Origin of the sequence: Pseudomonas sp. LH21 (genome assembly GCF_036549575.1) — a bacterium.
Taxonomy (GTDB): Bacteria; Pseudomonadota; Gammaproteobacteria; order Pseudomonadales; family Pseudomonadaceae; genus Aquipseudomonas; species Aquipseudomonas peradeniyensis.
The window spans coordinates 1,237,379-1,262,812 of sequence record NZ_CP144367.1 but is presented as its reverse complement, the minus strand read 5'-3'; the positions used below and the strand labels follow the sequence as shown (position 1 = coordinate 1,262,812).

Here is a 25,434-nt window from a genome sequence, read left to right as displayed (position 1 = left end):
GGTGATGGATCAGCTCAGGGCTGCCAGCACCTTGGCGGTGATCGACTCGACCGAGCCGACGCCTTCGATGTGGCTGTACTTTGGCTTGCCGGCGTTGGCGGCCGACAGCTTCTGGTAGAAGTCCACCAGCGGCTTGGTCTGGCTGTGGTAGACCGACAGGCGGTGACGCACGGTTTCTTCCTTGTCGTCGTCGCGCTGGATCAGGTCTTCGCCGGTGACGTCGTCCTTGCCTTCCACCTTCGGCGGGTTGTACTGGATGTGGTAGGTGCGGCCCGAGGCCAGGTGCACGCGGCGACCAGCCATGCGGCCGACGATTTCTTCGTCGTCCACGGCGATCTCGACCACCGCGTCGATGTCGACACCGGCGGCGACCATGGCTTCAGCTTGCGGGATGGTGCGCGGGAAGCCGTCGAACAGGCAGCCGTTGGCGCAGTCCGGTTGAGCGATGCGCTCCTTGACCAGGCTGATGATCAGCTCGTCGGAGACCAGCTGGCCGGCATCCATGACCTTTTTCAGCTCCAGGCCCAGCGGGGTGCCGGCCTTGACGGCGGCACGCAGCATGTCACCGGTGGAGATCTGCGGAATACCGAACTTCTCGGTGATGAACTTTGCCTGAGTACCTTTACCGGCCCCGGGAGCTCCCAGCAGAATTACGCGCATCTTGTGCTCCTCATATTTTTCTTTGCAAATCAACGGATTCGGCGCACAAGGCCAACTCCGGAAAATCGGACGAGACCGTAAAATCGGTCAAAAGGCTGCTCAAGATACACAGCGCCCGCCCCCCCGACAAGCGTCCAAAAGTGCCAGGAACGGGCCGCCCGCCGCTGGCCGGGGCACTGGTTGCGCCCGGCGCAACCGGCCGTCGGGGGTTGGCGCAAGACCAACCCCGCCAATCACCGAGACCGGTCTCGAACGACCTCAGCCGGTATTGCGCAAACCTGCCGCGATCCCCGCCACGGTCACCAGCAAGGCCTGCTCCAACGGGCTGTCCAGAGCGGCTTCACGGCTGCGCGAGCGCGCCAGCAGCTCGGCCTGCAGGCGGTGCAACGGGTCCAGGTAGGTGTTGCGCAGGCGGATGAATTCCAGGGTTTCCGGGCTGTGCGCCAGTAGCACCGGCTGCCCGGTCAGGCCCAGTACCACCTGGCACGACTGCGACAATAGGTCGCGCAGGTGCGCGCCCAACGGCAGCAGTTCGGGTTGCACCAGACGTTCGTCGTAGGCCTCGGCGATTTGCACATCGGCCTTGGCCAGGACCATCTCCAGCATGTCGATGCGGGTGCGGAAGAACGGCCATTGCTCGCGCATCTGCGCCAGCAGCGTCCCCTGCCCGCGCGCCAGGGCATTGTTCAGCGCCGTTTCCCAGCCCAGCCAGGCCGGCAGCATCAGCCGCGTCTGGGTCCAGCCGAAGATCCACGGAATCGCCCGCAGGCTCTCGATACCCCCGGCGCGGCGCTTGGCCGGGCGGCTGCCCAGCGGCAGGCGACCGAGCTCCTGCTCGGGGGTGGACTGACGGAAGTATTCGACGAAGTCCGGATTCTCGCGTACCACGCCGCGGTAGGCCTTGACGCCATCGGCGGCCAGCTGGTCCATCAACGCGCGCCAGGCCGGCTCCGGCGGTGGCGGCGGCAACAGGGTCGCCTCCAGCACGGCGGCCAGGTAGAGGTTGAGGTTCTGCTCGGCAATGCCCGGCAAGCCGAACTTGAAACGGATCATCTCGCCCTGCTCGGTGGTGCGGAAACGCCCGCCCACCGAGCCCGGCGGTTGCGACAGGATCGCCGCGTGGGCCGGGCCGCCGCCGCGCCCGACCGTGCCGCCGCGGCCATGGAACAGCAACAGCTCGACCTGGTGTTCGCGGCAGATGCGCACCAGGTTCTCCTGGGCGCGGTACTGGGCCCAGGCCGCCGCGGTGGTGCCGGCGTCCTTGGCCGAGTCGGAATAGCCGATCATTACCTCCTGCGGCCCTTGCAAGCCGGCACGGTAGCCCGGCAAACCAAGCAGGCGTTCCATCACCGGGCCCGCGTTGTCCAGGTCGGCCAGGGTCTCGAACAGCGGCACCACGCGCATCGACCGGGTCAGCCCGGCCTCCTTGAGCAGCAACTGCACCGCCAGCACATCGGAGGCCGCGCCGGCCATGGAGATCACGTACGACCCCAGCGACGCCGCAGGCGCGGCGGCGATCTCGCGGCAGGTGGCGAGCACCTCGGCGGTCTCGGCCTGGGGCTGGAAGTGCGCCGGCAACAGCGGGCGACGGTTTTTCAGCTCAGCCTGAAGGAACGTGATGCGTCGCTCCTCGTCCCACTCGGCATAGCGACCGAGGCCGAGGTAATCGGTGATTTCCGACAGCGCGTCGCGGTGGCGGGCGGCATCCTGGCGCACGTCCAGGCGGACCAGGAACAGGCCGAAGGTCACCGCGCGGCGCAGGCAGTCAAGCAACGGGCCGTCAGCGATCACCCCCATGCCGCATTCATGCAGCGACTGGTAGGCCAGCTCCAGCGGCGCGATCAGCTCGCGATTGTCCACCAGCACCGCGGCGCTGGCCGGCTGCGTGCTCGTCAGCGAGGCATGGGCCCAGGCGCGGGTGGCGCGCAGGCGGTCGCGCAGCTGCTTGAGCAGGGCGCGATAAGGCTCGGCGCTGTCGCCGACCTTGTCTTTCAGCGCGGCGCTGGCCTGCTGCATGGACAGTTCGGCGGCCAGTCCGTCGATATCGCGCAGGAACAGGTCGGCGGCCATCCAGCGCGCCAGCAGCAGGACTTCGCGGGTGACCGCCGCCGTCACGTTGGGGTTGCCGTCGCGGTCACCGCCCATCCAGGAGGCGAAGCGCACCGGCGCCGACTCCAGCGGCAGGCGCAGCCCGGTGGCCTCGAACAAGGCCGCGTCGACCTTGCGCAGGTGGTTGGGGATCGCCTGCCACAACGAGTGCTCGATGACCGCGAAGCCCCACTTGGCTTCATCCACCGGGGTCGGCCGGGTGCGACGGATCTCCTCGGTGTGCCAGGCTTCGGCGATCAGGCGGCGCAAGCGCTCGCGTACCTGCTGGCGCTCGCCGGGAACGAGGTCGCGGTGGTCCTGCGCGGCCAGTTGCGCGGCAATGGCGTCGTACTTCTGGATCAGGGTACGGCGGGCCACCTCGGTGGGATGAGCGGTAAGCACCAGCTCGATGTTCAGCCTGGCCAGTTGCCGGGCCAGCTCATCGCTGCCGTGGCCCGCCGCCTTCAGCCGCGCCAGCAGTTCCGGCAGCACCCGCGCCTCGAACGGCTCGGGCTGGTCGGCATCGCGGCGCCGGATCAGCTGGTACTGCTCGGCGATGTTGGCCAGGTTGAGAAACTGGTTGAACGCCCGCGCCACTGGCAGCAGGTCCTCCTCGGCCAGGTCGCCCAGGGTCGAGCTCAGTCGCTCGCCCTGCCCACGCCGATCGGCCTTGGCGCTGTGGCGGATGTCCTCGATCTTCTGCAGGAACGCCTCGCCATGCTGCTGGCGGATGGTCTCGCCCAGCAGTTCTCCCAAAAGGTGCACATCCTCGCGCAAGCGCAGATCGATATCACTCATCAGCCTTCTCCACTCCAGGAAACCGCATGCGCCCAAGAGTGCCCACTCGCGCCCGCGCCTGGCAAGCCGGAAGCGGCCAGAGCGACTAAAGTGAACACAGGACATCCGAAGCAATGCCATTACCAGGCTTTGACAGAGGTCATCATGAAAATTCGCCAACTCGCCCAGCACTGGGAACAGAACGCCGCCGGCCGCCTGAGCCCCACCGGCCATGTCTTGCACCTGGACATGGAAGCCGAAGCGCGCCTGGCCGCGCTGATCGACATGTACCCCAAGCGCAGCCCCGAGGAATTGCTGGGCGAACTGGTGGCGGCGGCGCTCGAAGAGCTTGAGGCCAGCTTCCCCTACATCAAGGGCCAGCAGGTGATCGCCACCGACGAGGAAGGCGACCCGCTGTACGAGGACATCGGCCCCACGCCGCGCTTCCTGGCCCTCTCCCGACGCCACCTGCAGGCCCTTGGCCGGGTGCGGGAAGAGCAGTCGCACTGAGCCTTTCCGGGTGCCGGGCAAGACCCGGCATACCGTCATCCACAGCGGAAGTTCCACGGAAATTCCGCTGACTGATTAGTCAGAAAAAAATACCTTTAGCGTGCAAATTTTTCTGAACTATTCAAAAAACGCCTCGGTCACAGCCAATAGCCATCACGGCAAAACCCTGTAAACACGGGCCTTTGTGCCCGACGCTGGCCACAGGGGAACAGCGATAGCCACTACGTGGCATCGTCGTTTAACAGGAGTGACCCAATGGAGTTGACCACCATGAAGACCCGCATCGCACAACCTTCCTCCACTCACCTGCGCGGGCTCAAGCTGGCCGCGCTGGCCCTGGGCAGCAGCCTGGTGCTGGCCGGCTGCGCGGGCAAGCCGCCGACCGAGCAATACGCCGTGACCCAGTCGGCGGTCAACTCGGCGGTCAGTGCCGGTGGCACCGAATTCGCCGCGGTGGAGATGAAGGCTGCCCAGGACAAGTTCAAGAAGGCCGAGATCGCCATGCACGACAAGCAGTACGACCAGGCCAAGCTGCTGGCCGAACAGGCCGAGTGGGACGCCCGCGTCGCCGAGCGCAAGGCCCAGGCGGCCAAGGCCCAGAAGGCCGTGCAGGATGCCCGCCAAGGCATCAACGACGTACGCGAGGAAGGCCTGCGCAGCGCCGAATGAGCCCTGCCCAGCCTCATGAGCCTTCGTTAACGATCAAAGGATGAACACTATGCGCAACTACGTCATGATTCCCGCCCTGCTGGCCCTGAGCGTAGGCCTCGCCGCCTGCTCCCACGACCCGAACGCCAACCTGGAGTCGGCCCGCACCAACTTCTCCGCCCTGCAGAGCGACCCGCAGTCGAGCAAGGTGGCCGCGCTCGAGACCAAGGACGCCCAGGACTGGCTGAACAAGGCCGACAAGGCCTACATGGATCGCGAGGACTCGAAGAAGGTCGACCAACTCGCCTACCTGACCAACCAGCGCGTCGAAGTGGCCAAGCAGACCATCGCCCTGCGTAGCGCCGAGGCCGAACTGAAGAACGCTGCCGCCCAGCGCGCCCAGGCCAAGCTGGACGCCCGCGACGCGCAGATCAAGAAGCTGCAGGACAGCCTGAACGCCAAGCAGACCGATCGGGGCACGCTCGTGACCTTCGGTGACGTGCTGTTCGACTTCAACAAGGCCGTACTCAAGAGCAGCGCCTACCCCAACGTCACCAAGCTGGCCCAATTCCTCCAGGAGAACCCTGAGCGCAAGGTGATCGTCGAGGGCTACACCGACAGCGTTGGTTCGGCCAACTACAACCAGACCCTGTCCGAGCGTCGCGCCGCCGCCGTGCGCATGGCACTGGTGCGTGCCGGCGTCGATCCAGCACGCATCGTCGCCCAGGGGTACGGCAAGGAGTACCCGGTGGCCGACAACAGCAGCAACTCGGGCCGCGCGCAGAACCGTCGGGTGGAGGTGACCATCTCCAACGACAACCAGCCGGTGGCACCGCGGGCGGTGAGCCAAGTCCAATGAGGGCTGCTGTCTGAATGAAAAAACCCGCCTGATGGCGGGTTTTTTCATGCTTGACCTTCCGTCAAAAGCACCTTTGAAGACACCTTTAAAAGCACTAAACTGAGGCAACCGTCCTTCTCGACAAATGGGTTGATACAACTATGACCTACCCTGTCCTCGCCGATCTGGCAGCATCCATCACCGACCTTAAGAAAGACCCAATGGGCACCATTCGCCAAGGGCACGGTGAAACCGTGGTGATCCTCAATCGGAACGAGCCCGCCTTCTACGCAGTACCACCAGAGCGCTACGAGGCGATGATGGATCTGATTGACGATATCCAACTGGCCGAGCTGGTACACCAGCGACTTGGCGGGCCTACCGTGAAGGTGGATATCGATGAGCTCATCGCCGACGCAGAGCGCGACAGCCTAAAATCGGACGACAAGGCTTAGTTCGAGGTCTTGAGATTCACAAGAGATCGCCCAGCCCTTTGGGGCTGCGCTATCGCGCAGGGAACTGTTATCTCTGTGGGAGCGGGTTTACCCGCGAACACCGGCGGAGCCGGTGCCATACACCGCGCTGGATTCTTCGCGGGTAAACCCGCTCCCACAGGGTCAAGCTAAATCAATGGGTTACGTATTGCTCCATAGGCGCTGCACTTCTCCCATACCCCACCGAAGCCCCGCACGCTCACTGCACCTGCTGCGGCGTCTCCTGCCCCATGCAACGCACCGCGCGCTTGCGGTTGTCCACCAGCACCCCGGTCAGGCCCTTCTGCTCGGTGTCGAACAGCACCAGCACGCCATCGATGCACTGTGCCACCTGTGGCGCCGGCGTCAGCGAGACCTTGTAGTCTTCCCCCGGAATGGTCTTGAGCATGGTGAAATCCTGCAACAACAGCGCATCCTCGGGCTTGGCGAAATGCAGGTAGCCGTAGTACCAGAGGGTTCCCACCGTCACGATGATGCTGCCGACGCCGGTCAGGATCAGCGGGATGGCGTTGCGTTCTTCACTCATTGCTTGTTCTTCTCGTCAGGGTAGTCGGGGACTTCGGCCAGGCGGCGCAGGCCGTTGAAATGGGCAGGGTCTTCCAGGAAACGCAGCATCACCTGACGCCAGGTCGGGTCGGCGAAAGTCTGCACATGGTCGCCCCGGGTCAGTTGCAACACCCGGGGCGGCGGCGCCTGGCGGTACAAACGCAGGCCGTTGTCCAACGGCACGAGGTTGTCGTCGATGCTGTGGAAGAACAGCTTCGGCGGGCTGTCCAGGCGGGCGATCGAGTTGATCGCGCTGTCGCCGTCCGGCACCAGCCACGACAGCGGCACCTGCAGCGGCCAGGTCATCCACGAAGTGCTCAGGGCATAACGCCCCACCGCCCGGTAGCTGGCCGGCACGCCATCAAACACCAGGGCGCTGAAGCGTCGGCGCTGCTCGGGGTGCTGGGCCAGGTAATGGATGGCCATGGCCCCGCCGAGGCTCTGGCCCAGCAGCACCAGCGGCCTGCTCTGGGTCTGGGGCGCCTTGTCGAGCCAGTCCAGCGCCGCGCCGATATCGCCATACACCTTGGGCAGTGTCGGCTTGCCCTGGGACAACCCATAACCGCGATAGTCGATCATCAGCACCTGGTAGCCCGCCTTCGGCAGCCAGTAGCTGCCGCCCAGGTGCCAGGCCAGGTTGCCACCATTGCCATGCAGGTGCAGCACCGTGCCCTTGACCTCGACGCCCTGCGGCACGGGCAGCCACCAGCCATGCAGGCGCGTGCCGTCGGCGGCGCTGAGGGTCAGGTCCTGATACTGCAAGTGGGCCTTTTCCGGGGTGAACGGCTGGCCGGGCTCGGGATAGAACAGCAGGCTGCTGCAGCCGCCCAAAAGCAGCAACCCGAGGCCGAAGGCGAGGTGACGGCAGGCGTCAGAGAATGTTCGCGTAGTCGGCTTCAATACGGTCCAGGCTCAGGTGGTTGAGGAAGTTGGAGAAGCACATCCAGGCCGACAGCGCGTTGAGGTCGCGGAACTGCTCGGGCAGGTACTTGGGCGGTTCGACCAGCCCTTCCTCGACCAGCTGGCGCAGCGTGCGCATGTCTTCCAGGGTGGTCTTGCCGCAGAACAGCAACGGGATCTGCTCGAGCTTGCCCTTCTTCACGGCCAACTGAATGTAGTTGTAAACCATGATGAAGCCCTTGAGGTAGGACAAGTCCTTGGTGAATGGCAGGCCATTGGGCACCGAGCCACGGAACACCCGGCTGGCGTTGCTGTAGCTCTGCCCCATCTCGAAGCCCTGGCCGCGGAAGAACTCGAAGACCTGCAGGAAGTCGGCGCCCTCCTCCACCATGTGGATGGCGCGGGTGCGGTTGGTGAGCTTGCGCAGGCGGCTGGGGTAGGAGGCGAAGGCGATCACCTCCATGAGGATGGCCAGGCCTTCCTGGGTCACCGTCGACGAGGGCGGGCCCTTGGCCAGGAAGGTGCAGATCGGCTGGTTCAGGCCGTTGAGGGTGGTGCCGACGTGCACCAGGCCTTCATGCACTTCCAGGGCGCGCACATCGCGGCTGTTGAACATGGCGTCGGCGCGCACCTTGATGTAGTCGGCGCCAGCCGCGGCGTCGGCAACGATGCCGTCGGACTCGAACACGCGGATGGTCTCCTCGGCCTCGCCGAACACCTTGTTCAGGCGACGCTGGAGGATCTCCACCGCTTCCTTGGCCGTGAGGTTCTTCGGCTCGTCCTTCAGGTCGCCTCGACCGTCGATGTTGTTCAGGTAGTCCGAGAGCATCAGGCCCAGATCGGCCAGGGTCGGATCACCAGCGTGGAAGGCATCGGAGGCAGCGCCGTAGAGCTCCTGGGAGATCAGCCCGAAGTCCTCGGTGCCGCGTGCCTCGAGCATGCGCACGACCATGCGGTATTCCTTGCACATGCGCCGCATGATCTGCCCGACCGGGTTGAACTGGCCCAACTGCCGGGTGATGTCGCGCTCGATGCTCTGGAACTCGGCCTTCACCGCGCTGGAGTCGAACGACAGCGGGCGGTTCTGGTAGTAGGCACGGTCCACCGCCGGTGGCTCCTTGCCCTTGGCCTTGAGGAAGCCCTGGCGGATGCCGTCGTCCCATTTCACTGCGTCGAGTACGCGGATCGGGGTCTGGGTGGCGACGATGCGGTCGGACAACGTGCGTATGGTCTGCTGGTACTCGTCCACGCGGGACTCCTTCTTGGAGCCTCATCGCGGGGCAAGCCCGCTCCCACAACCCGGAGCGGGCTTGCCCCGCGACGAGGCCGGTATGCTCACTGCTATTTACCGGAACGCTGGAAGCGCGCCACCTCGACGAACAGATCGGAGTTGGCGGGATCGTCCAGGTACGCCAGCACCCGCTCGGTCGGGCTGTCGATCAGCACGCCCTCGCCGTTATCTTCCGGCACTTCGGTACTGCGTCCGCTCAGTTCTTTCTTGGCGACGGCCTGCTGCACCTGCTCGACATCGAGGTTGTAGACCACCAGCTGCTTGCCGTCGATCACCTCGAAGCCACCGATCAGGAAGTTGCCGCCCAGGCGCTTGGGCACCCCGGCCGACAGGTACCAGCGGTTGCCGTGCCGGGCCACGGTGAAGGCGTATTCCTCGGGGGCCTTGCCCTGGGCACGGGCCACCGCCTTGTAGGTGTTGCCGCCGGCGCGGCTGATGCTCAGCTTCAGCGGCTGGCCCCAGGCGTCCTTGCTGCTCCACTGCCCGAGCAGGGCCTTGGGCGCCGGCTGGTTGGCCGGCAGCGGCTCGTCGAACGTCACCAGACAACCGCCCAGCAGGAGGAATGACAAGGTCAACAACACCACACGCCAGGCTTTCATCAGGTTCTCCTTGAAAAGTCGTTCGCCACTCAGGCCGAGGCCAGCACCATCTGCAGGTATCGGACAAGGATAGCGAGCATCTGCTCATCGGCCTGCGCATTCGCATCCTTGAGCAGGCCCTGATATTCCATCTGCTCGATTATCGCCGTCAACATCTGGGCATCCTGCTCGGGCTGGCGCGAGCCGACCACCTGCAGGATCTGTCGCGCGCCATGCAGCAGGATCTGCTCGTGGGCCTGCACCAACTCGGCCAGGCGCGGGCACAGCAGCGCCTCCTGGCGGAAGGCCTGCTCGGCCATGAGGAAGTCGCGGCGGTTGTTCAGTTGGCGCAGGACGTAGTCGGCCAGCATGCGCGCCACTTCATCGGCCAGGTGCGCCCGGGCCTGGGGGCTGCCGTCGCCCTGGGCCAGCAACTGGCGCAGCACGCCTTCGGTGTTGGTCCAGAGCTTGGCCATGTAGGCCGCGCTGCGCTCGACGTACTGGGCGAAGGTATCGGCCAGCAGGTCCTGGATATCCTTGAAGTAGTAGGTGGTGGCCGACAACGGCACACCGGCCTCGGCGGCCACGGCGCGGTGGCGCACGCCGCGCACGCCATCGCGCACGACGATGCGCATGGCGGCGTCGAGGATCTGCTGGCGGCGCTGCTCGCTGCCCTGGCGGGCGGTCTTGCGGCCCTGGTACTGCACGCTCTCGGCGACGGCGGTGGCGATGCCGGCGGCGCCTTGGTGGGGCATTGCGGGGGTCACTGGAGGTACCTCATGAACAGTGGGTTACCGGTGCCGACCTCATCGCGGGGCAAGCCCGCTCCCACGTTACACCACAACGCTCAAGCCCTGCGGTGCAACTGTGGGAGCGGGCTTGCCCCGCGAGGAGGCCCGCACTGACAACATAAAGCTTCAGGCATGAAAAAGCCGCCTCGAAAGGCGGCTTGTTCAGATCGCTCAGGCCTGTGGACGCATGTGCGGGAACAGGATCACGTCGCGGATCGACGGCGAGTTGGTCAGCAGCATCACCAGGCGGTCGATGCCGATGCCCTCACCGGCGGTCGGCGGCATGCCGTATTCCAGGGCACGGACGAAGTCGGCATCGTAGTGCATGGCCTCGTCGTCACCGGCGTCCTTCTCGGCCACCTGGGCCAGGAAGCGCTCGGCCTGGTCTTCGGCATCGTTGAGCTCGGAGTAGGCGTTGGCGATCTCGCGGCCACCGATGAACAGCTCGAAGCGGTCGGTCACGGCCGGGTTGTCGTCGTTGCGACGGGCCAGCGGCGAGACTTCGAACGGGTACTCGGTGATGAAGTGCGGCTGCTCCAGCTTGTGCTCGACCAGCTCTTCGAAAATCATCACCTGCAGCTTGCCCAGGCCTTCGTGGCCGAGCACCTTGGCGCCGGCTTTCTTGGCGATCTCGCGGGCACGGTCGACGTCCTGCAGGTCGGCGGCGGTGAGCTCCGGGTTGTACTTGAGGATCGAGTCGAACACCGACAGGCGCACGAACGGCTCGCCGAAGTGGAACACCTTGTCGCCGTACGGCACGTCGGTGCAGCCCAGTACCAGCTGCGCCAGCTCGCGGAACAGTTCCTCGGTGAGGTCCATGTTGTCGCGGTAGTCGGCGTAGGCCTGGTAGAACTCGAGCATGGTGAATTCTGGGTTGTGACGAGTCGAAACGCCTTCGTTACGGAAGTTGCGGTTGATCTCGAAGACTTTCTCGAAGCCACCGACCACCAGGCGCTTGAGGTACAACTCAGGCGCGATGCGCAGGAACATGGCCATGTCCAGGGCGTTGTGGTGGGTTTCGAACGGCTTGGCCGCGGCGCCGCCGGGGATGGTCTGCAGCATCGGGGTTTCGACTTCGAGGAAGTCGCGCTCGATGAGGAACTTGCGGATGTGCGAGATCACCTGCGAACGGACACGGAAGGTGTGGCGGGTTTCCTCGTTGACCATCAGGTCGACGTAGCGCTGGCGGTAGCGCTGCTCGGTGTCGGTCAGGCCGTGGTGCTTGTCCGGCAGCGGGCGCAGTGACTTGGTCAGCAGGCGCACGTTGGTCATCTCGACGTACAGGTCGCCCTTGCCGGAGCGGGCCAGGGTGCCTTCGGCGCTGATGATGTCGCCCAGGTCCCAGGTCTTGACCGCGGCCAGGGTTTCTTCCGGCAGGGTCTTGCGGTTGACGTAGACCTGGATGCGGCCGGTCATGTCCTGGATGACCATGAACGAGCCACGGTTGAGCATGATGCGACCGGCGACCTTGACCGGAATGCCGGCTGCTTCCAGCTCTTCCTTGGTCTTGTCCGCGTACTGCTTCTGCAGGTCGTTGCAGTAGCTGTCGCGGCGGAAGTCGTTGGGGAAGGCATTGCCCTTGGCGCGCTCGGCGGCAAGTTTTTCCTTGCGCAGGGCGATCAGGGCGTTTTCTTCCTGTTGCAGGTCTTGCGCTTCGGTCTTGAGGTCGCTCATGTCGTCATTCTTTCCATCAGGTGTTCGTTGCCCCTGTCGGGCAGGGCACGCGATACGGGCCCTGGGCCTCGTATCGCGGCGGTGGTGTGCGGTTTACAGCCCCTGCTTGAGGCTCGCTTCCAGGTACTGGTCGAGGTCGCCGTCCAGGACCTTCTGGCAGTCGCTGCGCTCGACGCCGGTCCGCAGGTCCTTGATGCGCGAGTCGTCGAGCACGTAGGAGCGGATCTGGTGGCCCCAGCCGATGTCCGACTTGCTGTCTTCCAGGGCCTGGGAGGCGGCGTTGCGTTTTTGCATTTCCAGCTCGTACAACTTGGCCCGCAGCATTTTCATGGCGGTGTCCTTGTTGGCGTGCTGGGAGCGTTCGTTCTGGCAGGCCACCACGGTGTTGGTCGGCACGTGGGTGATACGCACCGCCGAGTCGGTGGTGTTGACGTGCTGACCACCGGCACCGGAGGAGCGGTAGGTGTCGATGCGCAGGTCGGACGGGTTGATCTCGATCTCGACCTTGTCGTCGATCTCGGGCGAGACGAACACCGCCGAGAACGAGGTGTGGCGACGGGCGCCGGAGTCGAACGGGCTCTTGCGCACCAGGCGGTGCACGCCGATCTCGGTGCGCAGCCAGCCGAAGGCGTACTCGCCCTTGATGTGCACGGTGGCACCCTTGATGCCGGCGACTTCACCTTCGGACAGTTCGATGATGGTGGCGTCGAAGCCGCGCTTGTCGGCCCAGCGCAGGTACATGCGCAGCAGGATGTTGGCCCAGTCCTGGGCCTCGGTGCCGCCGGAGCCGGCCTGGATGTCCAGGTAGGCGTTGTTCGGGTCCATCTCGCCGCTGAACATGCGACGGAACTCGAGCTGGGCGAGGGATTCCTCAAGCCCTTGCAGCTCGGTCTCGACATCGCTGACAGCGCCTTCATCGCCCTCCTCGACAGCCATGTCGAGCAGGTCCTTGCAGTCGGTCAGGCCGTTGGACAGTTTATCGAGGGTCTCGACCACCTGCGCCAGCATGGCGCGCTCGCGGCCCAGGGCCTGGGCGTACTCGGGTTTGTTCCAGACAGCGGCGTCTTCCAGCTCGCGGTTTACTTCGACCAGACGATCATGTTTGTGATCGTAGTCAAAGATACCCCCGAATGGATTGGGAACGCTCGGTGAGGTCCTTGATGGTGTTCAGGATCGGTTGGATTTCCATGGGCGGGCAGCTCTCGTGCGAATTCGGTGAAAAGCCCGCGAGTATAACCGAGTCTGGGGTCTGGCGGCAGACCCGCCGGGCGGTCTGGGCGCAAACCCCTTTACGCCCGATTCCCGGCGTTGCCGTTGCCGTTGCCGTTGCCGTTGCCGTTGCCGATCAAGAGTCTAGCGCCATACTCAACTAGCGACAGCTACGTCAGCCCAGGCGCCGCCCGTACCTTCGCGACTTCAGGAGGCCGAACGCAGGCCTTGCGGAGGGAGGTGACGGGCATGGATGCCCGTCAAGCGCTGGGGCCCAGGATGGGCCCTGCAGCGCGGTCCTCCCGGGAGCAAGGCCGGAGTGAGGGGACCCGGAGCGAAGCGTAGGGCCGGATGAATGGAGCGAGGATTTTTTGGTTCCTTTTTGATCCTTCAAAAAGGGACTCGCCGTAAGGGCGAAAAGGTGACTATGCGTCAGTATAGCTAATGAATGCGCTTACAACTGTGAAAACGCACGCCGATCGCATTTGACTTTGACTTTGACTTTGACTTTGACTTTGACTTTGACTTTGACTTTGACTTTGACTTTGACTTTGACTTTGACTTTGACTTTGACTTTGAGAGTGTGTTTTGAAAGTTATATGCGCATTCATTTGCGATGGTGACGCAATGTCACCTTTCCGCCCTTACGGCGGGTAACTTTTTGAAGGATCAAAAAGTCACCAAAAAATCCTCGCTCCATTCATCCGGCCCCTACGCTCCGCTCCGGGGTTCCCTCGCTCCGTTCTTGCTCCCGGGAGGACCGCGCTGAACGCCCCATCCTGGGGCGCAGCGCTTGACGGGCATCCATGCCCGTCACCTCCCTCCGCAAGAACTCCGCTCGGCCTCCTGAAGTCGCAATTGGTGTTGCCTGATCTACCGCGCACTTAGAAGCAAAAGCAAAAGCAAAAGCGAAGAGCGAAGAGCGAAGAGCGAAGAGCGAAGAGCGAAGAGCGAAGAGCGAAGAGATTGGAGTTTAGGTTTCAGCCAGCAATTGTTGTTTACAACCTCTGCCGACAAGCCGGTCCCGCAGGGTTAGTGAAGTGCTGAAAACACTAATACCCCTGCGGGAACTCACTTAGGCAATCCCGACTTGATTACGCCCGCTGTTCTTGGCCAGATACAACCCCTTGTCCGCCGCCGAAATCAGTTGCCGACAGTGACTGCCGACACTCGGCGTCAAGGTCGCCAGACCGATGCTAACGGTCAGGTGCGAGGCCGCCTCAGGGACGGTGTGGGCAATCTTCAGGCCCATGATGGTCTGGCGCAGCTTTTCCGCCACCAGCCGCGCGCCACCAGGCGAAGTATTGGGCAGCACCAGGGCGAACTCCTCGCCGCCATAGCGCGCCGGCAGGTCGGTCGGCCGCGAGCAGCAGCCGCGAATGGCCTCGGCCACCTGACGCAGGGCCTCGTCACCGGCAAGGTGGCCGAAACTGTCGTTGAACGCCTTGAAGTAGTCGACATCGACCATCAGCAACGACAACTGCTGCTGCTCACGAATAGCCCGGCGCCACTCCAGCTCCAGGTATTCGTCGAAGTGACGGCGGTTGGACAGCCCGGTGAGCCCGTCCGAGTTCATCAACCGCTGCAGCATCAGGTTGGTGTCGAGCAACTGCTGCTGGCTCACCCGCAGGGCGCGGTAAGCCTCGTCACGCTGCAACAGCGTCAGGTACGAACGCGAGTGGTAGCGGATACGCGCCACCAGCTCGATGGTGTCCGGCAGCTTCACCAGGTAGTCGTTGGCCCCGGCGGCGAAGGCCGCGCTCTTGACCAGCGGGTCCTCCTTGGTCGACAGGACGATGATCGGGATGTCCTGGGTGGCCGGGTTGTTGCGGTATTCGCGCACCAGGGTCAGGCCGTCGAGGCCCGGCATGATCAGGTCCTGGAGGATCACCGTGGGCTTGATGCGCATGGCCTGGGCCACCGCCTGGTGCGGGTCGGCGCAGAAGTGGAAGTCGATGTTCTCTTCATGGGCCAGACCACGGCGCACCGCTTCGCCGATCATCGCCTGATCGTCGACCAGCAGGACCATCGCCGCGCTTTCGTTGATGGTCGTGAAACCTTCGATCGGTAGATCATTCATCCGTAGTCACCCGTTGACCGCCGGCCACGCGGCGCGCCTCAATACATATCGTCATTTCGAAAAGATTTCCATCAGTCGCCCGGCAATTCGCTCCAGCGGACGGATTTCCACCGCCGCGTCGATCGCCGCGGCGGCCTTGGGCATGCCGTATACCGCGCTGCTCTGCTGGTCCTGGGCGATGGTCAGGAAGCCCTGCTGGCGCATCAGCTTCAGGCCCTGGGCGCCATCGCGCCCCATCCCGGTAAGCAGCACGCCCACCGCATCGCCAGACCAATAGCGCGCCACACTCTCGAAGAACACGTCGATCGAGGGCCGGTAGATTTCGTTGACGGGCTCGGCAGTGTAGGCCAGCTCGCCATTTCTCAGCAGACGGATATGGTGGTTGGTGCCGGCCAGCAGCACCTGCCCCGGCTGCGGAGGCTCACCCTCGCGGGCCAGGCGCACCGGCAGGCCGGACGCGGTGCTGAGCCATTCGGCCATGCCGGCGGCGAACACCTGGTCGACATGCTGGACCAGCACGATGGCCGCCGGGAAACTGCGCGGCAGGCCCTTGAGCAGTACCTCGAGCGCCGCCGGCCCACCCGCCGACGAGCCGATGGCCACCAGGGCACGGCGCTGCGAAGTCTCGCGCAGCGGCGCGGCCACCGCCCGGGCAGCGCTGGGACGCTGCTGGCCGATCAGCCAGCCGATGTTGAGGATCTTGCGCAACAGCGGCGCGGCCGCCTCCCGGGCGTCGCCCGCGCCCAACGCCGGGGTATCGACCACATCCAGGGCGCCATGGCCCATGGCCTCGAACACCCGGTGCACATTCTGCTTGCGGTCCACCGTGACGATGACGATGGCGCACGGGGTCTCGGCCATGATCCGTCGGGTGGCCTCGACACCGTCCATCACCGGCATGATCAGGTCCATGAGGATCAGATCAGGAGTCTGCTCGGCGCACAGGCGCACCGCCTCGGCGCCATTGCCCGCCACCCAGATCACCTGATGCGCGGGTTCGAAGGCCAACGCGCGGCGCAGGGCCTCCACGGCCATAGGCATGTCGTTGACGATGGCGATTCTCATCCCTGGGCACCTCCGATCAGCTCCACGACCGCCTCCAGCAACGCATCGTCATGGAAGCTGGCCTTGGCCAAATAATAGTCAGCGCCGGCATCCAGTCCACGACGCCGGTCTTCTTCACGATCCTTGTAGGACACCACCATCACCGGCAACGATTGGAGGCGGTTGTCACGCCTTACCAAGGTGACCAGCTCGATACCGTCCATGCGCGGCATGTCGATGTCGGTGATCAGCAGGTCGAAATCATCACTGCGCAGGGCGTTCCAGCCGTCCATGCCATCGACGGCCACCGCCACGTCATAGCCGCGGTTGCCCAGCAGCTTGCGCTGCAGCTCGCGTACGGTGAGCGAGTCGTCGACCACCAGGATGCGCTTGCGTGCCACGCCCTTGCCGCCCCGCCCGCCCCGTTCGATACGTTCCAGGCGGCCGGTGCTGAGCAGTTTGTCCACCGAGCGCAGCAGGTCCTCGACATCGACGATCAGCACCACCGAGCCATCATCGAGCAGGGCGCCGGCGGAAATGTCCTGGACCTTGCCCAGGCGCGCGTCCAGTGGCATCACCACCAGCACCCGTTCGCCGATCAGCCGCTCGACCGCCACCCCATAGAGCTGTTCGCGCTCACGAATCACCACTACCCGAAGGCTCTGTTCATCACCCTGGGCCGCCGGCCGGTTGAGCAACTGACTGGCAGCCACCAGGCCGATATGCCGCCCTTCGTGCCAGAAGTGCTGACGGCCTTCGATCTGCACGATGGCCTCGGCAGGCACTTCGACGGTGCGCTCGATATGCGCCAGTGGGAAGGCATAGGCCTCGCCGCCCACCTCGACCACCAGGCTGCGCACCACCGACAGGGTCAACGGCACTTCCAGGTGGAAGCAGCAGCCCTGCCCGGCAACCTGGGTCAACTCGATAGACCCGCGCAGTTCGCGAACCATGTGCTGCACCGCGTCCAGTCCGACACCGCGTCCGGAGACCTCGGTGACCGTATCGCGCAGGCTGAAGCCCGGCAGGAACAGGAACGTCAGCAGCTCGGCCTCGCTCATCTGCGCCACGGTCTCGGCCGGCGACAGGGCACGCTCGACGATACTGCGGCGCAGGCGCTGCAGATCGATACCGGCACCGTCGTCGGACAATTCGAGAATCAGCAATCCGGCCTGGTGCGAGGCGCGCAAGCGTACCGTGCCCTCGCTTGGCTTGCCGGCCAGCAGGCGCTGCTCGGGCAGCTCGATACCGTGATCGACCGCGTTGCGCAACAGGTGCGTCAGCGGAGCCTCGAGTTTTTCCAGCACATCGCGGTCGACCTGGGTCTTCTCGCCCTCGACCAGCAAGCGCACGGGCTTGTCCAGCGAGCGGCCAAGGTCGCGGACCATCCGGCTCTGCCCGGTCAGCACATCGGCGAACGGACGCATGCGACACGCCAAAGCCGTGTCGTAGAGCAACTGCGCGCGCTGGCTGGCCTGCCAGCCGAATTCGTCCAGGTCAGCCGCCTGTTGCAACAGGATTTGCTGGGTTTCGGCCAGCAACTGCTGGGTCTGGGCCAGGGCTTCGAGCACTTCTGGCCCCTGGCCGCTCTCCTCCAGCTGGGCCTTCAGCCCGTCGAGCCCCCGCATGCCCTGGCCATGCATGCGTTTCAGGCGCTGCAGGGTGGCCAGGTAGGGTTTCAGGCGCTGGGTCTCGACCAGCGACTTGCTCGACAGGTCCAGCAGGCTGTTCAGTCGGTCGGCGGTGACCCGCAACACCCGCTCGCCGCCCTCGCCACCGCGTTTTCCGGCCTTGCGGGCAGGCACCGGCTCTGCCTCGACGTCGGGTTCAGGTGGCGACAGGGCCTCAGGCTCCGGCAGTGAGGGCTGGACGACAGGCGGCAGGCTCGCTGCACTCGGCTGCGCGTTGGCCAGCAAGGGTGCCGAGGGGTCGAGCAAGGCCGCCATCTGTGCCAGGAACACCGCCACGGCGGCCTCGCTGTCCTGGTCGCCCGGCGTGGCGATACGCATCAGCAGATCGGTGCCCTGCAACAGTGCGTCGATATGCTCGGGGCGCAGCAGCAGGCGGCCCTCCTGGGCGGCCACCAGGCAGTCTTCCATCACGTGGGCGACACTGACCCCGGCGTCGATGCCGACGATCCGCGCCGCCCCCTTGAGCGAGTGCGCCGCACGCATGCAGGCCTCGAGCTGATCAGGTTGCGCGGGGTTGCGCTCCAGCGCCATCAGGCCCGCGCTGAGCACCTGGGTCTGGGCCTCGGCCTCCAGGCTGAACAGCTCGAGCAGCGACGCATCGCGCATTTGCTCCGGGGTCATGACAGGCTCCGCTTCACGGCTGACATCAGGTGTTGTTCATCCAGCACACGCACGCTGCGCCCGCGCCACTGCAGCACCGCCGCGGTGAAGTGCGCAGCATCGCGGCCATTGTCCAGGCTCGCCGGGTCGAGGCGATGGATCCCGTCGATCTCATCCACCGGCACCACCACCGGCCCGCCTTCGGCCGCCAGGATCAGCATGCGCGGCATGCTCCGCCCGCCGCGCTCGCTGCCCGCCTCGACCGGCACGCCCAGCAGGTCGGCCAGCGACAGGCAGGGCACCAGCGCCCCGCGCACATTGGCGACCCCCTGCAGCACCCGTGAACGCTGGTGAGGCAACGAGTGCACCGGCTGCAACGGGGCGATCTCGGCCAGGCAGGCGGTGGCCAGGGCCAACCATTCCTCGCCCAGGCGGAACAGCAGCATCGAGCGGCCGACCGCCTCCTCCTGTACAGCGGGAGCCTCGAGCTGTTCATCCTGGATCAGCGCATAACGGTCGAGCAGGCGCGTGGCCGCCTCGGCATAGACCTCGCAGTTACGGCAGTGCACATGCCGTGGCAGCAAGGGGCACTGTTTGTCGCCATGCACCCCGATACGGTTCCAGCAATCATCGATCTGCTCGTCATCGTGGGCAATCAGTTGCATAGGGTATCCGCCGCTCATCGTTCAGACTCCCGGCCAGCCCGAGCGGCACGCTCCTGCAGGCGTCGCGCGCCCGCCTCGTCGCCCTGCGCGGCCAGCAGCATGGCCAGGTGCATCAGCGCCTCCGGGTGCTGCGGCTCGAGGTAGAGGGCCTTGCGGTAATGGGTGATGGCCTGCGCGGCATCGCCCTCGGTATCGCTGAGCAACCCCAGCCAGTAGTAAACCTGTGCCTTGGGCGCGAACTTGCGCAGATAGCGCTCGCAGCCTTCCCTGGCCTGGGCGCTGTCACCGGCATTGGCATGCTGGGCGATGTTGGCCAGCAGTTGCGCCTCATCCTCGGTCGGCATCGCCTTGGCGACTGGCACGGCATTCGGCCTGCCGACCCGCGGCGACAGCGTCACGATACGCGGTGGCACGGGTGGCACCACTGCAGGGCGGGCCACCGGCGCCGGCTTGGCGATGACGACCGGCGGCGCTTCTTCCTGACGAACGTAGGCGAACGACTGGGCGATCCCCAGTGGTCGCATACCCAGGCGCGCCAGCAGGCTGCCCTCGGCCGGACCGATGAACAGGACGCCCTGGGCATGGGTCAGGTGCTTGAGCACCTCGAACACCCGCTGCTGGGTCGGTACGTCGAAATAGATCAGCAGATTACGACAGAACACGAAATCGTAGAGGCCTTCACGGGCCCGCAGCGCCGGATCGAGCACGTTGCCCACTTGCAGGCTGACCTGCTGGCGCACCCGCTCATCCAGGCGATGGGCCTCGTCGACGACACTGAAATGTCGCTCGCGAAAGGCCAGCTCACTGCCGCGGAACGAGTTGCGGCCATAAACGCCTTGCTCGCCCTTGGCCACCGAGCTGGGGCTGATGTCGATGCCGTCGATACGAAATGCCCCGGGGTTCAGCCCGCCGTCGAGCAATGCCATGGCGATCGAATACGGCTCCTCGCCGGTGGAGCACGGCAGGCTGAGGATCCGCAGCGGCCGGGCGCCGGCCAGCTCAGCCACGCGCTTGTGGGCCAACCCCGCCAGGGCGGTGAAGGATTCGGGGTAGCGGAAGAACCAGGTCTCCGGAACGATGACCGCCTCGATCAAGGCCTGCTGTTCATCGGTCGACTGCTGCAACCGTATCCAGTAGTCGTCCAGGTTCTCGGCCTGCACGAGTGTGCAACGCTGGCGCAAGGCACGCTCGACCATCGCCGCGCCGACCGACTCGACGTCCAGGCCGATACGTTCCTGCAGGAAACGGAAAAAACGCTGCTCACTCATGCCTGCACCTGCCCTGGCTCCAGCGGATACAGCAACTCGCGCACCGCATCCGACAACAGGTCGTCCACCTCGATGCGTTGCAGCAAGCCCCGGGCGTCCTGACGCACTGGTCCGAGGTAACGCGCCTCGGCATTGTCCAGCCCGTAGGGTTGGAAATCTTCGGGAGCACAACGCAGGGTGTCGGTGGCCTGCTCCAGGATCAATCCCAGCTGCAACTGCGGACGCTGCGGATCGACGCGGTAGTGCACCAGCACCAGTCGCGTACTGCTGCGCGACTGGGCCGGCGAGCCGAAACTGAGCGCCGACAGGTCGATCACCGGCACCAGCGCACCGCGATGGGCGAGCACACCAGCGACCCAGGCCGGGGCCTGGGCGATGGGCTTGAGCGCACGATGCGGCAGGACCTCGATCACCTCGCGCACATCCAGGGCGAAACGCTGGTCGGCGATGCGAAACTGCAGGTACAGCACGCCCTTTTCAGTGGTGGCGCGCGCCTCGCGGGGGGACATGTCGTTCATCGTCGTCAGACTTTGAACCGCGACACACCACCCCGCAGCCCGGCGGCCACCTGGCTCAGTTCGTCGATGGCGAAGCTGGCCTGGCGCAGCGACTCGACGGTCTGGGTGCTGGCATCGCTGAGCTGGGCCAGCGCCTGGTTGATCTGCTCGGCGCCGGTGGCCTGGGCCTGCATGCCCTCGTTGACCATCAGCACCCGCGGCGCCAGCGCCTGCACCTGGTGGATGATCTGGCTCAGTTGCTCGCCGACCTGCTGCACCTCGAACATGCCGCGGCGCACTTCCTCGGAGAACTTGTCCATGCCCATCACCCCCGCCGACACCGCCGACTGGATCTCGCGCACCATCTGCTCGATGTCGTAGGTGGCCACGGCGGTCTGGTCGGCCAGGCGCCGCACCTCGGTGGCGACCACGGCGAAACCGCGACCGTATTCGCCGGCCTTCTCCGCCTCGATGGCGGCGTTGAGCGACAGCAGGTTGGTCTGGTCGGCGACCTTGACGATGGTCACCACCATCTGGGTGATGTTGCTGGCCTTTTCGTTGAGGATCCCCAGCTTGGCATTGACCAGGTCGGCGGCGCCCATCACCTGGTGCATGGTTTCTTCCATGCGGGCCAGGCCCTGCTGGCCGGAGCCGGCGAGGCTCGACGCCTGGTCGGCGGCGCTGGTGACTTCGGTCATGGTGCGAACCAGGTCGCGCGAGGTGGCGGCGATTTCCCGCGACGTGGCACCGATCTCGGTGGTGGTGGCGGCGGTTTCGGTAGCGGTGGCCTGTTGCTGCTTGGAGGTGGCGGCAATCTCGGTGACCGAGGTGGTCACCTGCACCGACGAGCGCTGGGCCTGGGCCACCAGGTTGGCCAGGGACTCGGCCATCTCGTTGAAGCCCCCTTCGATCGCGCCGAACTCATCCTTGCGGTCCAGATTCAGGCGCATGCTCAGGTCGCCGGAGCGCAGGCCGTCCAGGCCGTGGACGATGCGTTGCATGGGCGCGGTGATCGCGCGCATGAGCAGCAGGCCGCAGACACCGGCGGCGATGATGGCCAGCAGCAACGAGACGATCATGCTGCCCTTGGCGGTGTTGACCGCGCTGACAATGTCATTGGTGGCCTTGTCGGCGGACTCGCGATTGCGCTCGATCACTTCGTTCAGGTGCTGGCGCCCTTCCTTCCAGGCCGGCGTGAGCACATCCATGATCAAGCGCTGGGCTTCGGGGTAGTTCTTCTGGCGATAGGTTTCCAGGACCTGGTCGACGAGCTTGACGTACTCCTCCTCCAAACGGGTGAAGTCGTCGAACGCCGCCTGGTCGGCCGCGTCGCGAATGGTCGCCTGGTAGCTGGCCATGTGCTTCTTGAGGCGATCATCGAAGCTCTTGAACAGTTCAAGATCGGCTGTGGTGATCTCACGGTGGTTCGACAGTCCCACCAATTGCTGGCTGGTGACGTAGCTGTCGACCCAGGCACTGCGGATCATCGAGCTGTAGTAGACGCCGGGGATGCTGTCGGACCCCACGGCTTCCTCGCTGGACTCGATCGCCACCAGCCGCGAATAGGCGGCCACGATCATCAGCAGCATGATGGCGATGATCACGGCGAAACTTGCCAGGATCCGTTGGCGCAAGGTCCAGTTCTTCACATTCAGCCCTCAGGAATTCGATACGAGCGGGAAAAATCGCCGAAGTATAGCCCAGGCTTCCCGTTCAATTGCGGCTGAATGCGGCGGTATTCAGGCGTCCGTGCCCGTTCAGGTGGCCAAATGCCGGTTCATTGACCCCCGGCAAGCCTGACCTGGTTCTCCAGTTCCTGGCGTAGGTTCGGGTCGAGGCGCAGCTGACGGGCCAGCTCATCGAGATAAGCGCGCTCCATGAAGTTCTCCTGATCGACCATCATCACGCTGGCCAGGTACATCTCGGCGGCCATTTCCGGGGTCTGCGCCGCGCGGGCGACTTCAGCAGGGTCCAACGGCTTGTTCAGCTCGGCATGCAGCCAGTGCTGCAATTCGCGGTCGCTGTCCAGGCGGGTGAACTCGCCCTCGATCAACGCCCGCTCGCGCTCATCGATATGGCCGTCGGACTTGGCCGCTGCCACCAACGCCCGAAGCACGGCCTGGCTATGCTGCTCGGCCTGGGCCGGCGGCAGGCGGTCGAGGGTCTGCGGTTCGTGGTTGCCGGCGCCCTGGCGCGCCTGCCAGTTGCCATAGGCCTTGTAGGCCAGCACGCCGAGTGCGGCCAGCCCGCCGTAGGTAAGCGCCTTGCCGCCGTACTTGCGCGCCTTCTTGTTCCCCAGCAGCAGGCCCATGGCTCCCGCCGCCAATGCGCCACCACCGGCACCGGACAGTAGGCTGCCGAGGCCTCCGGAGGCCTTGTGACTGGTGCCCTTGCCCTGTTGGTTCTGCAGCATGGATTGACCGGTTTTCAATAGCTGATCGAGCAGACCACGGGTGTTCATCTGGCAGACCTCGCAAGCATCCAAAGTAGGTAGGGCTCCAGAGTAGGCCGGCAAGCTGAAGCCACGCTTAACGCATTTGCATCCGGATGTTGCCCAGCTTGGTTTGTTGGCTGCGCCAGTTGCTTCCAGTAGGGAGCGTTACCATGGCGCAGCGGTTTTTCCGCACAATAGCGCGAGATTTCCCACGAATTGCCCCTGCGGCGCCCTACCGTTGATCTATTGAGCTTTGCGGAACTGGTATCACAAACTGATACCGCGAATGATCATCAGGCAGGAGTTACCCCATGAATGTGATGAACTACCGCGGCTACTCGGCCCGCATCGAATACAGCGACGAAGACCAGCTGCTGGTTGGCCATGTCGCCGGCATCCGCGATGTGATCGGCTTCCATGGCGAATCGATCAGCGAACTGCGCCAGGCGTTCGAGGAAGCCGTCGATGACTACTTCGAAACCTGCCAGCGCCTGGGGCGCGAACCGCAGAAGACCTACTCCGGAAAACTCAGCCTGCGCCTGGAGCCCACCCTCCACGCCAGCGTAGCGGCGAAGGCCGAGCTGGCGCAGAAGAGCATCAACCAGTGGGTCAGCGACATCCTCAGCCAGGCGGCCTGTCGCTGAGTCAGTCGCGCAGGTCCGACTCGTGGATGGGGTTGGCCCGGCTGGTGGCCCGCTGATACTGCGCCGGCCAGGTCGCCTTGTTGCCACCCAGGTCGTCGTCGGCATGCAATGGCCAGTACGGGTCGCGCAGCAGCTCACGGGCGAGGAAGATCACATCGGCCTGGCCGGTGCGCAGGATATGCTCGGCCTGAGCCGGTTCGGTGATCATGCCGACGGTGCCGGTGGCGATTTCCGACTCCTTGCGTACCCGTTCGGCGAAGCGGGTCTGGTAGCCGGGGCCGGTGGGGATCTCGGCATTGACCGAGGTGCCTCCTGACGACACGTCGATCAGGTCGACGCCCAGGGCGCGTAGGCGACGGGCCAGCTCGACGGTCTCGTCCGGGTTCCAGCCGTCCTCGACCCAGTCGGTGGCCGAAACCCGTACGAACAGCGGCAGTTCCTGCGGCCAGGCCTTGCGTACCGCCTCGGCAACCTGCAGGGTCAAACGGATGCGATTCTCGAAACAGCTGCCGTATTCATCGCGACGCTGGTTGCTCAGGGGCGAGAGAAACTGGTGCAGCAGGTAGCCGTGGGCGGCATGGATCTCGACCACCTTGAAGCCGGCTTGCAATGCACGCTCGGTCGCGGCGACGAATGCGCCGACCACGTCCTGGATCTCGTCCTTGGTCAGTTCACGTGGCGGGGTGTGCTGCGGGTCGAAGGCGATCTTCGACGGCCCGACCGGTTGCCAGCCGCCCTCCTCGATCTTGACGCTGCCCTGCTTGCCGAGCCACGGCCTGTGGGTGCTGGCCTTGCGCCCGGCATGGGCCAGCTGGATACCGGGGACGGCGCCCTGGGCGGTGATGAAACGGGTGATGCGTTGCAGGGGTTTGATCTGAGCGTCGGTCCACAAGCCGAGGTCCTCGGCGGTGATGCGTCCGTCGGCGGTGACCGCGACGGCCTCGCTGATTACCAGGCCCGCGCCACCGACCGCGCGGCTGCCCAGGTGGACCAGGTGCCAGTCGTTGGCCAGGCCGTCTACGGCGGAGTACTGGCACATGGGGGATACGGCGATGCGGTTGGGCAGGGTCAGCTGACGCAGGGTGTATGGCTCGAGCAGCAGGCTCATGGGGCACCTCCCAGGGACTCCAATGGTTTCCGGGCCGGCTTTTGTGGTTTGGGGGTGGGCCGGTACCGGTAGGTTTCAGACTAGACCATGGGGTGGGGGGTGTTCTGGGTTCTTGGGATCCTGGGGTCGGGGTCGGCGACCTACTTTTGCTCTTGGGCAAAAGTAGGCAAAAACCGCTGGCTCCATTCATACGGCCCCTACGCTTCGCTTCGGGGTTCCCTCGCTCCGTCCTTGCTCCCGGGAGGACCGCGCTGAACGCCCCATCCTGGGGCGCAGCGCTTGACGGCCATCCATGGCTGTCACCTCCCTCCGCAAGAACTCCGCTCGGCCTTCTGAAGTCGCAATTGGTGGCGCCTGAACTATCGCGCGCTTAGAAGCAAGAGCAAGAGCAAGAGCAAG

General features: G+C 65.0%; 23 protein-coding genes. 5 read left to right on the top strand and 18 right to left on the bottom strand.

Annotation, left to right across the window (positions count from 1 at the left end; translation table 11 throughout):
* Positions 1–9 precede the first annotated feature (9 nt).
* Positions 10–660, bottom strand: coding sequence for an adenylate kinase (adk, locus tag VUG52_RS05925; RefSeq protein WP_028691565.1), 651 nt, complete (start codon positions 658–660; stop codon positions 10–12).
* 258 nt (positions 661–918) lie between these two features.
* Complete coding sequence (ppc, locus tag VUG52_RS05920) at positions 919–3,546, bottom strand: phosphoenolpyruvate carboxylase (RefSeq protein ID WP_331832553.1); 2,628 nt, start codon at positions 3,544–3,546, stop codon at positions 919–921.
* Positions 3,547–3,690: 144 nt separating this feature from the next.
* Between ppc and VUG52_RS05915 the strand changes: the two genes are divergently transcribed.
* The 4 genes from VUG52_RS05915 to VUG52_RS05900 all read left to right on the top strand — a co-directional run bounded on the left by VUG52_RS05915 (position 3,691) and on the right by VUG52_RS05900 (position 5,976).
* Positions 3,691–4,035 (top strand): hypothetical protein, encoded by a 345-nt coding sequence (locus tag VUG52_RS05915; protein ID WP_050704382.1) that lies wholly within the window; start codon positions 3,691–3,693, stop codon positions 4,033–4,035.
* Positions 4,036–4,290: 255 nt separating this feature from the next.
* Positions 4,291–4,704, top strand: coding sequence for a DUF4398 domain-containing protein (locus VUG52_RS05910; protein ID WP_028691568.1), 414 nt, complete (start codon positions 4,291–4,293; stop codon positions 4,702–4,704).
* A 49-nt stretch (positions 4,705–4,753) separates the two neighbouring features.
* Positions 4,754–5,542: an OmpA family protein gene (locus tag VUG52_RS05905; protein WP_262952884.1), complete on the top strand. Its 789-nt coding sequence runs from the start codon at positions 4,754–4,756 to the stop codon at positions 5,540–5,542.
* 140 nt (positions 5,543–5,682) lie between these two features.
* Positions 5,683–5,976, top strand: coding sequence for a type II toxin-antitoxin system Phd/YefM family antitoxin (locus VUG52_RS05900; protein ID WP_262952886.1), 294 nt, complete (start codon positions 5,683–5,685; stop codon positions 5,974–5,976).
* A 238-nt stretch (positions 5,977–6,214) separates the two neighbouring features.
* Here VUG52_RS05900 and VUG52_RS05895 read toward each other — a convergent pair whose 3' ends face one another.
* The 15 genes from VUG52_RS05895 to VUG52_RS05825 all read right to left on the bottom strand — a co-directional run bounded on the left by VUG52_RS05895 (position 6,215) and on the right by VUG52_RS05825 (position 23,310).
* Positions 6,215–6,541: a hypothetical protein gene (locus VUG52_RS05895; RefSeq protein ID WP_050704378.1), complete on the bottom strand. Its 327-nt coding sequence runs from the start codon at positions 6,539–6,541 to the stop codon at positions 6,215–6,217.
* Positions 6,538–7,461, bottom strand: coding sequence for an alpha/beta hydrolase (locus tag VUG52_RS05890; protein WP_050704377.1), 924 nt, complete (start codon positions 7,459–7,461; stop codon positions 6,538–6,540). Before VUG52_RS05890 ends, VUG52_RS05895 begins: the two co-directional genes overlap by 4 nt.
* On the bottom strand, positions 7,433–8,710 hold the full coding sequence (locus VUG52_RS05885; RefSeq protein ID WP_028691572.1) for a flavohemoglobin expression-modulating QEGLA motif protein: 1,278 nt from the start codon (positions 8,708–8,710) through the stop codon (positions 7,433–7,435). The genes VUG52_RS05890 and VUG52_RS05885 overlap by 29 nt, the downstream gene beginning before the upstream one ends.
* A 92-nt stretch (positions 8,711–8,802) precedes the next feature.
* Positions 8,803–9,351 (bottom strand): hypothetical protein, encoded by a 549-nt coding sequence (locus VUG52_RS05880; RefSeq protein ID WP_050704376.1) that lies wholly within the window; start codon positions 9,349–9,351, stop codon positions 8,803–8,805.
* 29 nt (positions 9,352–9,380) lie between these two features.
* On the bottom strand, positions 9,381–10,085 hold the full coding sequence (locus VUG52_RS05875; protein ID WP_050704375.1) for a TetR/AcrR family transcriptional regulator: 705 nt from the start codon (positions 10,083–10,085) through the stop codon (positions 9,381–9,383).
* A 207-nt stretch (positions 10,086–10,292) separates the two neighbouring features.
* Positions 10,293–11,795: a lysine--tRNA ligase gene (lysS, locus tag VUG52_RS05870; protein WP_050704374.1), complete on the bottom strand. Its 1,503-nt coding sequence runs from the start codon at positions 11,793–11,795 to the stop codon at positions 10,293–10,295.
* A 93-nt stretch (positions 11,796–11,888) separates the two neighbouring features.
* Positions 11,889–12,984, bottom strand: a protein-coding gene (gene prfB, locus VUG52_RS05865; protein WP_139121065.1) for a peptide chain release factor 2 whose coding sequence is annotated in 2 segments (ribosomal slippage) — positions 11,889–12,911 and positions 12,913–12,984 — 1,095 coding nt in all. Because the reading frame shifts where the segments join, the coding sequence is not laid out codon by codon here.
* Between the two features lie 1,095 nt (positions 12,985–14,079).
* Positions 14,080–15,084: a response regulator gene (locus tag VUG52_RS05860; RefSeq protein WP_050704372.1), complete on the bottom strand. Its 1,005-nt coding sequence runs from the start codon at positions 15,082–15,084 to the stop codon at positions 14,080–14,082.
* Positions 15,085–15,135: 51 nt separating this feature from the next.
* Entirely contained in the window at positions 15,136–16,149 is a 1,014-nt protein-coding gene (locus VUG52_RS05855) for a chemotaxis response regulator protein-glutamate methylesterase (protein ID WP_050704371.1), read from the bottom strand.
* Positions 16,146–18,440 (bottom strand): hybrid sensor histidine kinase/response regulator, encoded by a 2,295-nt coding sequence (locus tag VUG52_RS05850; protein WP_050704370.1) that lies wholly within the window; start codon positions 18,438–18,440, stop codon positions 16,146–16,148. The genes VUG52_RS05855 and VUG52_RS05850 overlap by 4 nt, the downstream gene beginning before the upstream one ends.
* Positions 18,437–19,102, bottom strand: a complete 666-nt coding sequence (locus tag VUG52_RS05845; protein WP_050704369.1) for a chemotaxis protein CheW — start codon at positions 19,100–19,102, stop codon at positions 18,437–18,439. Before VUG52_RS05845 ends, VUG52_RS05850 begins: the two co-directional genes overlap by 4 nt.
* Positions 19,099–20,352 (bottom strand): CheR family methyltransferase, encoded by a 1,254-nt coding sequence (locus VUG52_RS05840; protein WP_050704368.1) that lies wholly within the window; start codon positions 20,350–20,352, stop codon positions 19,099–19,101. The genes VUG52_RS05845 and VUG52_RS05840 overlap by 4 nt, the downstream gene beginning before the upstream one ends.
* Complete coding sequence (locus VUG52_RS05835) at positions 20,349–20,870, bottom strand: chemotaxis protein CheW (protein WP_050704367.1); 522 nt, start codon at positions 20,868–20,870, stop codon at positions 20,349–20,351. The genes VUG52_RS05840 and VUG52_RS05835 overlap by 4 nt, the downstream gene beginning before the upstream one ends.
* Before the next feature lie 5 nt (positions 20,871–20,875).
* Positions 20,876–22,498 carry a methyl-accepting chemotaxis protein gene (locus VUG52_RS05830; RefSeq protein WP_050704366.1) on the bottom strand — a complete coding sequence of 541 codons (1,623 nt, stop codon included), beginning with the start codon at positions 22,496–22,498 and terminating at the stop codon, positions 20,876–20,878.
* A gap of 128 nt (positions 22,499–22,626) precedes the next feature.
* Positions 22,627–23,310, bottom strand: a complete 684-nt coding sequence (locus VUG52_RS05825) for a tellurite resistance TerB family protein (RefSeq protein ID WP_262952985.1) — start codon at positions 23,308–23,310, stop codon at positions 22,627–22,629.
* 284 nt (positions 23,311–23,594) lie between these two features.
* On the opposite strand from VUG52_RS05825, the gene VUG52_RS05820 reads away from it, so the two are divergent.
* Entirely contained in the window at positions 23,595–23,927 is a 333-nt protein-coding gene (locus tag VUG52_RS05820) for a type II toxin-antitoxin system HicB family antitoxin (protein ID WP_262952983.1), read from the top strand.
* 1 nt (position 23,928) lies between these two features.
* On the opposite strand, the gene VUG52_RS05815 is transcribed toward VUG52_RS05820, so the two are convergent.
* Positions 23,929–25,035: an NADH:flavin oxidoreductase/NADH oxidase gene (locus VUG52_RS05815; protein ID WP_262974627.1), complete on the bottom strand. Its 1,107-nt coding sequence runs from the start codon at positions 25,033–25,035 to the stop codon at positions 23,929–23,931.
* Positions 25,036–25,434: the final 399 nt, after the last annotated feature.

Coding starts and splice junctions, on each gene's coding strand:
- adk (WP_028691565.1), bottom strand. CDS start 660: ATGCGCGTAATTCTGCTGGGAGCTCCCGGGGCCGGTAAAGGTACTCAG.
- ppc (WP_331832553.1), bottom strand. CDS start 3,546: ATGAGTGATATCGATCTGCGCTTGCGCGAGGATGTGCACCTTTTGGGA.
- VUG52_RS05840 (WP_050704368.1), bottom strand. CDS start 20,352: ATGAGTGAGCAGCGTTTTTTCCGTTTCCTGCAGGAACGTATCGGCCTG.
- VUG52_RS05915 (WP_050704382.1), top strand. CDS start 3,691: ATGAAAATTCGCCAACTCGCCCAGCACTGGGAACAGAACGCCGCCGGC.
- VUG52_RS05825 (WP_262952985.1), bottom strand. CDS start 23,310: ATGAACACCCGTGGTCTGCTCGATCAGCTATTGAAAACCGGTCAATCC.
- VUG52_RS05895 (WP_050704378.1), bottom strand. CDS start 6,541: ATGAGTGAAGAACGCAACGCCATCCCGCTGATCCTGACCGGCGTCGGC.
- VUG52_RS05835 (WP_050704367.1), bottom strand. CDS start 20,870: ATGAACGACATGTCCCCCCGCGAGGCGCGCGCCACCACTGAAAAGGGC.
- VUG52_RS05880 (WP_050704376.1), bottom strand. CDS start 9,351: ATGAAAGCCTGGCGTGTGGTGTTGTTGACCTTGTCATTCCTCCTGCTG.
- VUG52_RS05910 (WP_028691568.1), top strand. CDS start 4,291: ATGGAGTTGACCACCATGAAGACCCGCATCGCACAACCTTCCTCCACT.
- VUG52_RS05900 (WP_262952886.1), top strand. CDS start 5,683: ATGACCTACCCTGTCCTCGCCGATCTGGCAGCATCCATCACCGACCTT.
- lysS (WP_050704374.1), bottom strand. CDS start 11,795: ATGAGCGACCTCAAGACCGAAGCGCAAGACCTGCAACAGGAAGAAAAC.
- VUG52_RS05855 (WP_050704371.1), bottom strand. CDS start 16,149: ATGAGAATCGCCATCGTCAACGACATGCCTATGGCCGTGGAGGCCCTG.
- VUG52_RS05850 (WP_050704370.1), bottom strand. CDS start 18,440: ATGACCCCGGAGCAAATGCGCGATGCGTCGCTGCTCGAGCTGTTCAGC.
- VUG52_RS05845 (WP_050704369.1), bottom strand. CDS start 19,102: ATGAGCGGCGGATACCCTATGCAACTGATTGCCCACGATGACGAGCAG.
- VUG52_RS05875 (WP_050704375.1), bottom strand. CDS start 10,085: ATGCCCCACCAAGGCGCCGCCGGCATCGCCACCGCCGTCGCCGAGAGC.
- VUG52_RS05820 (WP_262952983.1), top strand. CDS start 23,595: ATGAATGTGATGAACTACCGCGGCTACTCGGCCCGCATCGAATACAGC.
- VUG52_RS05860 (WP_050704372.1), bottom strand. CDS start 15,084: ATGAATGATCTACCGATCGAAGGTTTCACGACCATCAACGAAAGCGCG.
- VUG52_RS05815 (WP_262974627.1), bottom strand. CDS start 25,035: ATGAGCCTGCTGCTCGAGCCATACACCCTGCGTCAGCTGACCCTGCCC.
- VUG52_RS05905 (WP_262952884.1), top strand. CDS start 4,754: ATGCGCAACTACGTCATGATTCCCGCCCTGCTGGCCCTGAGCGTAGGC.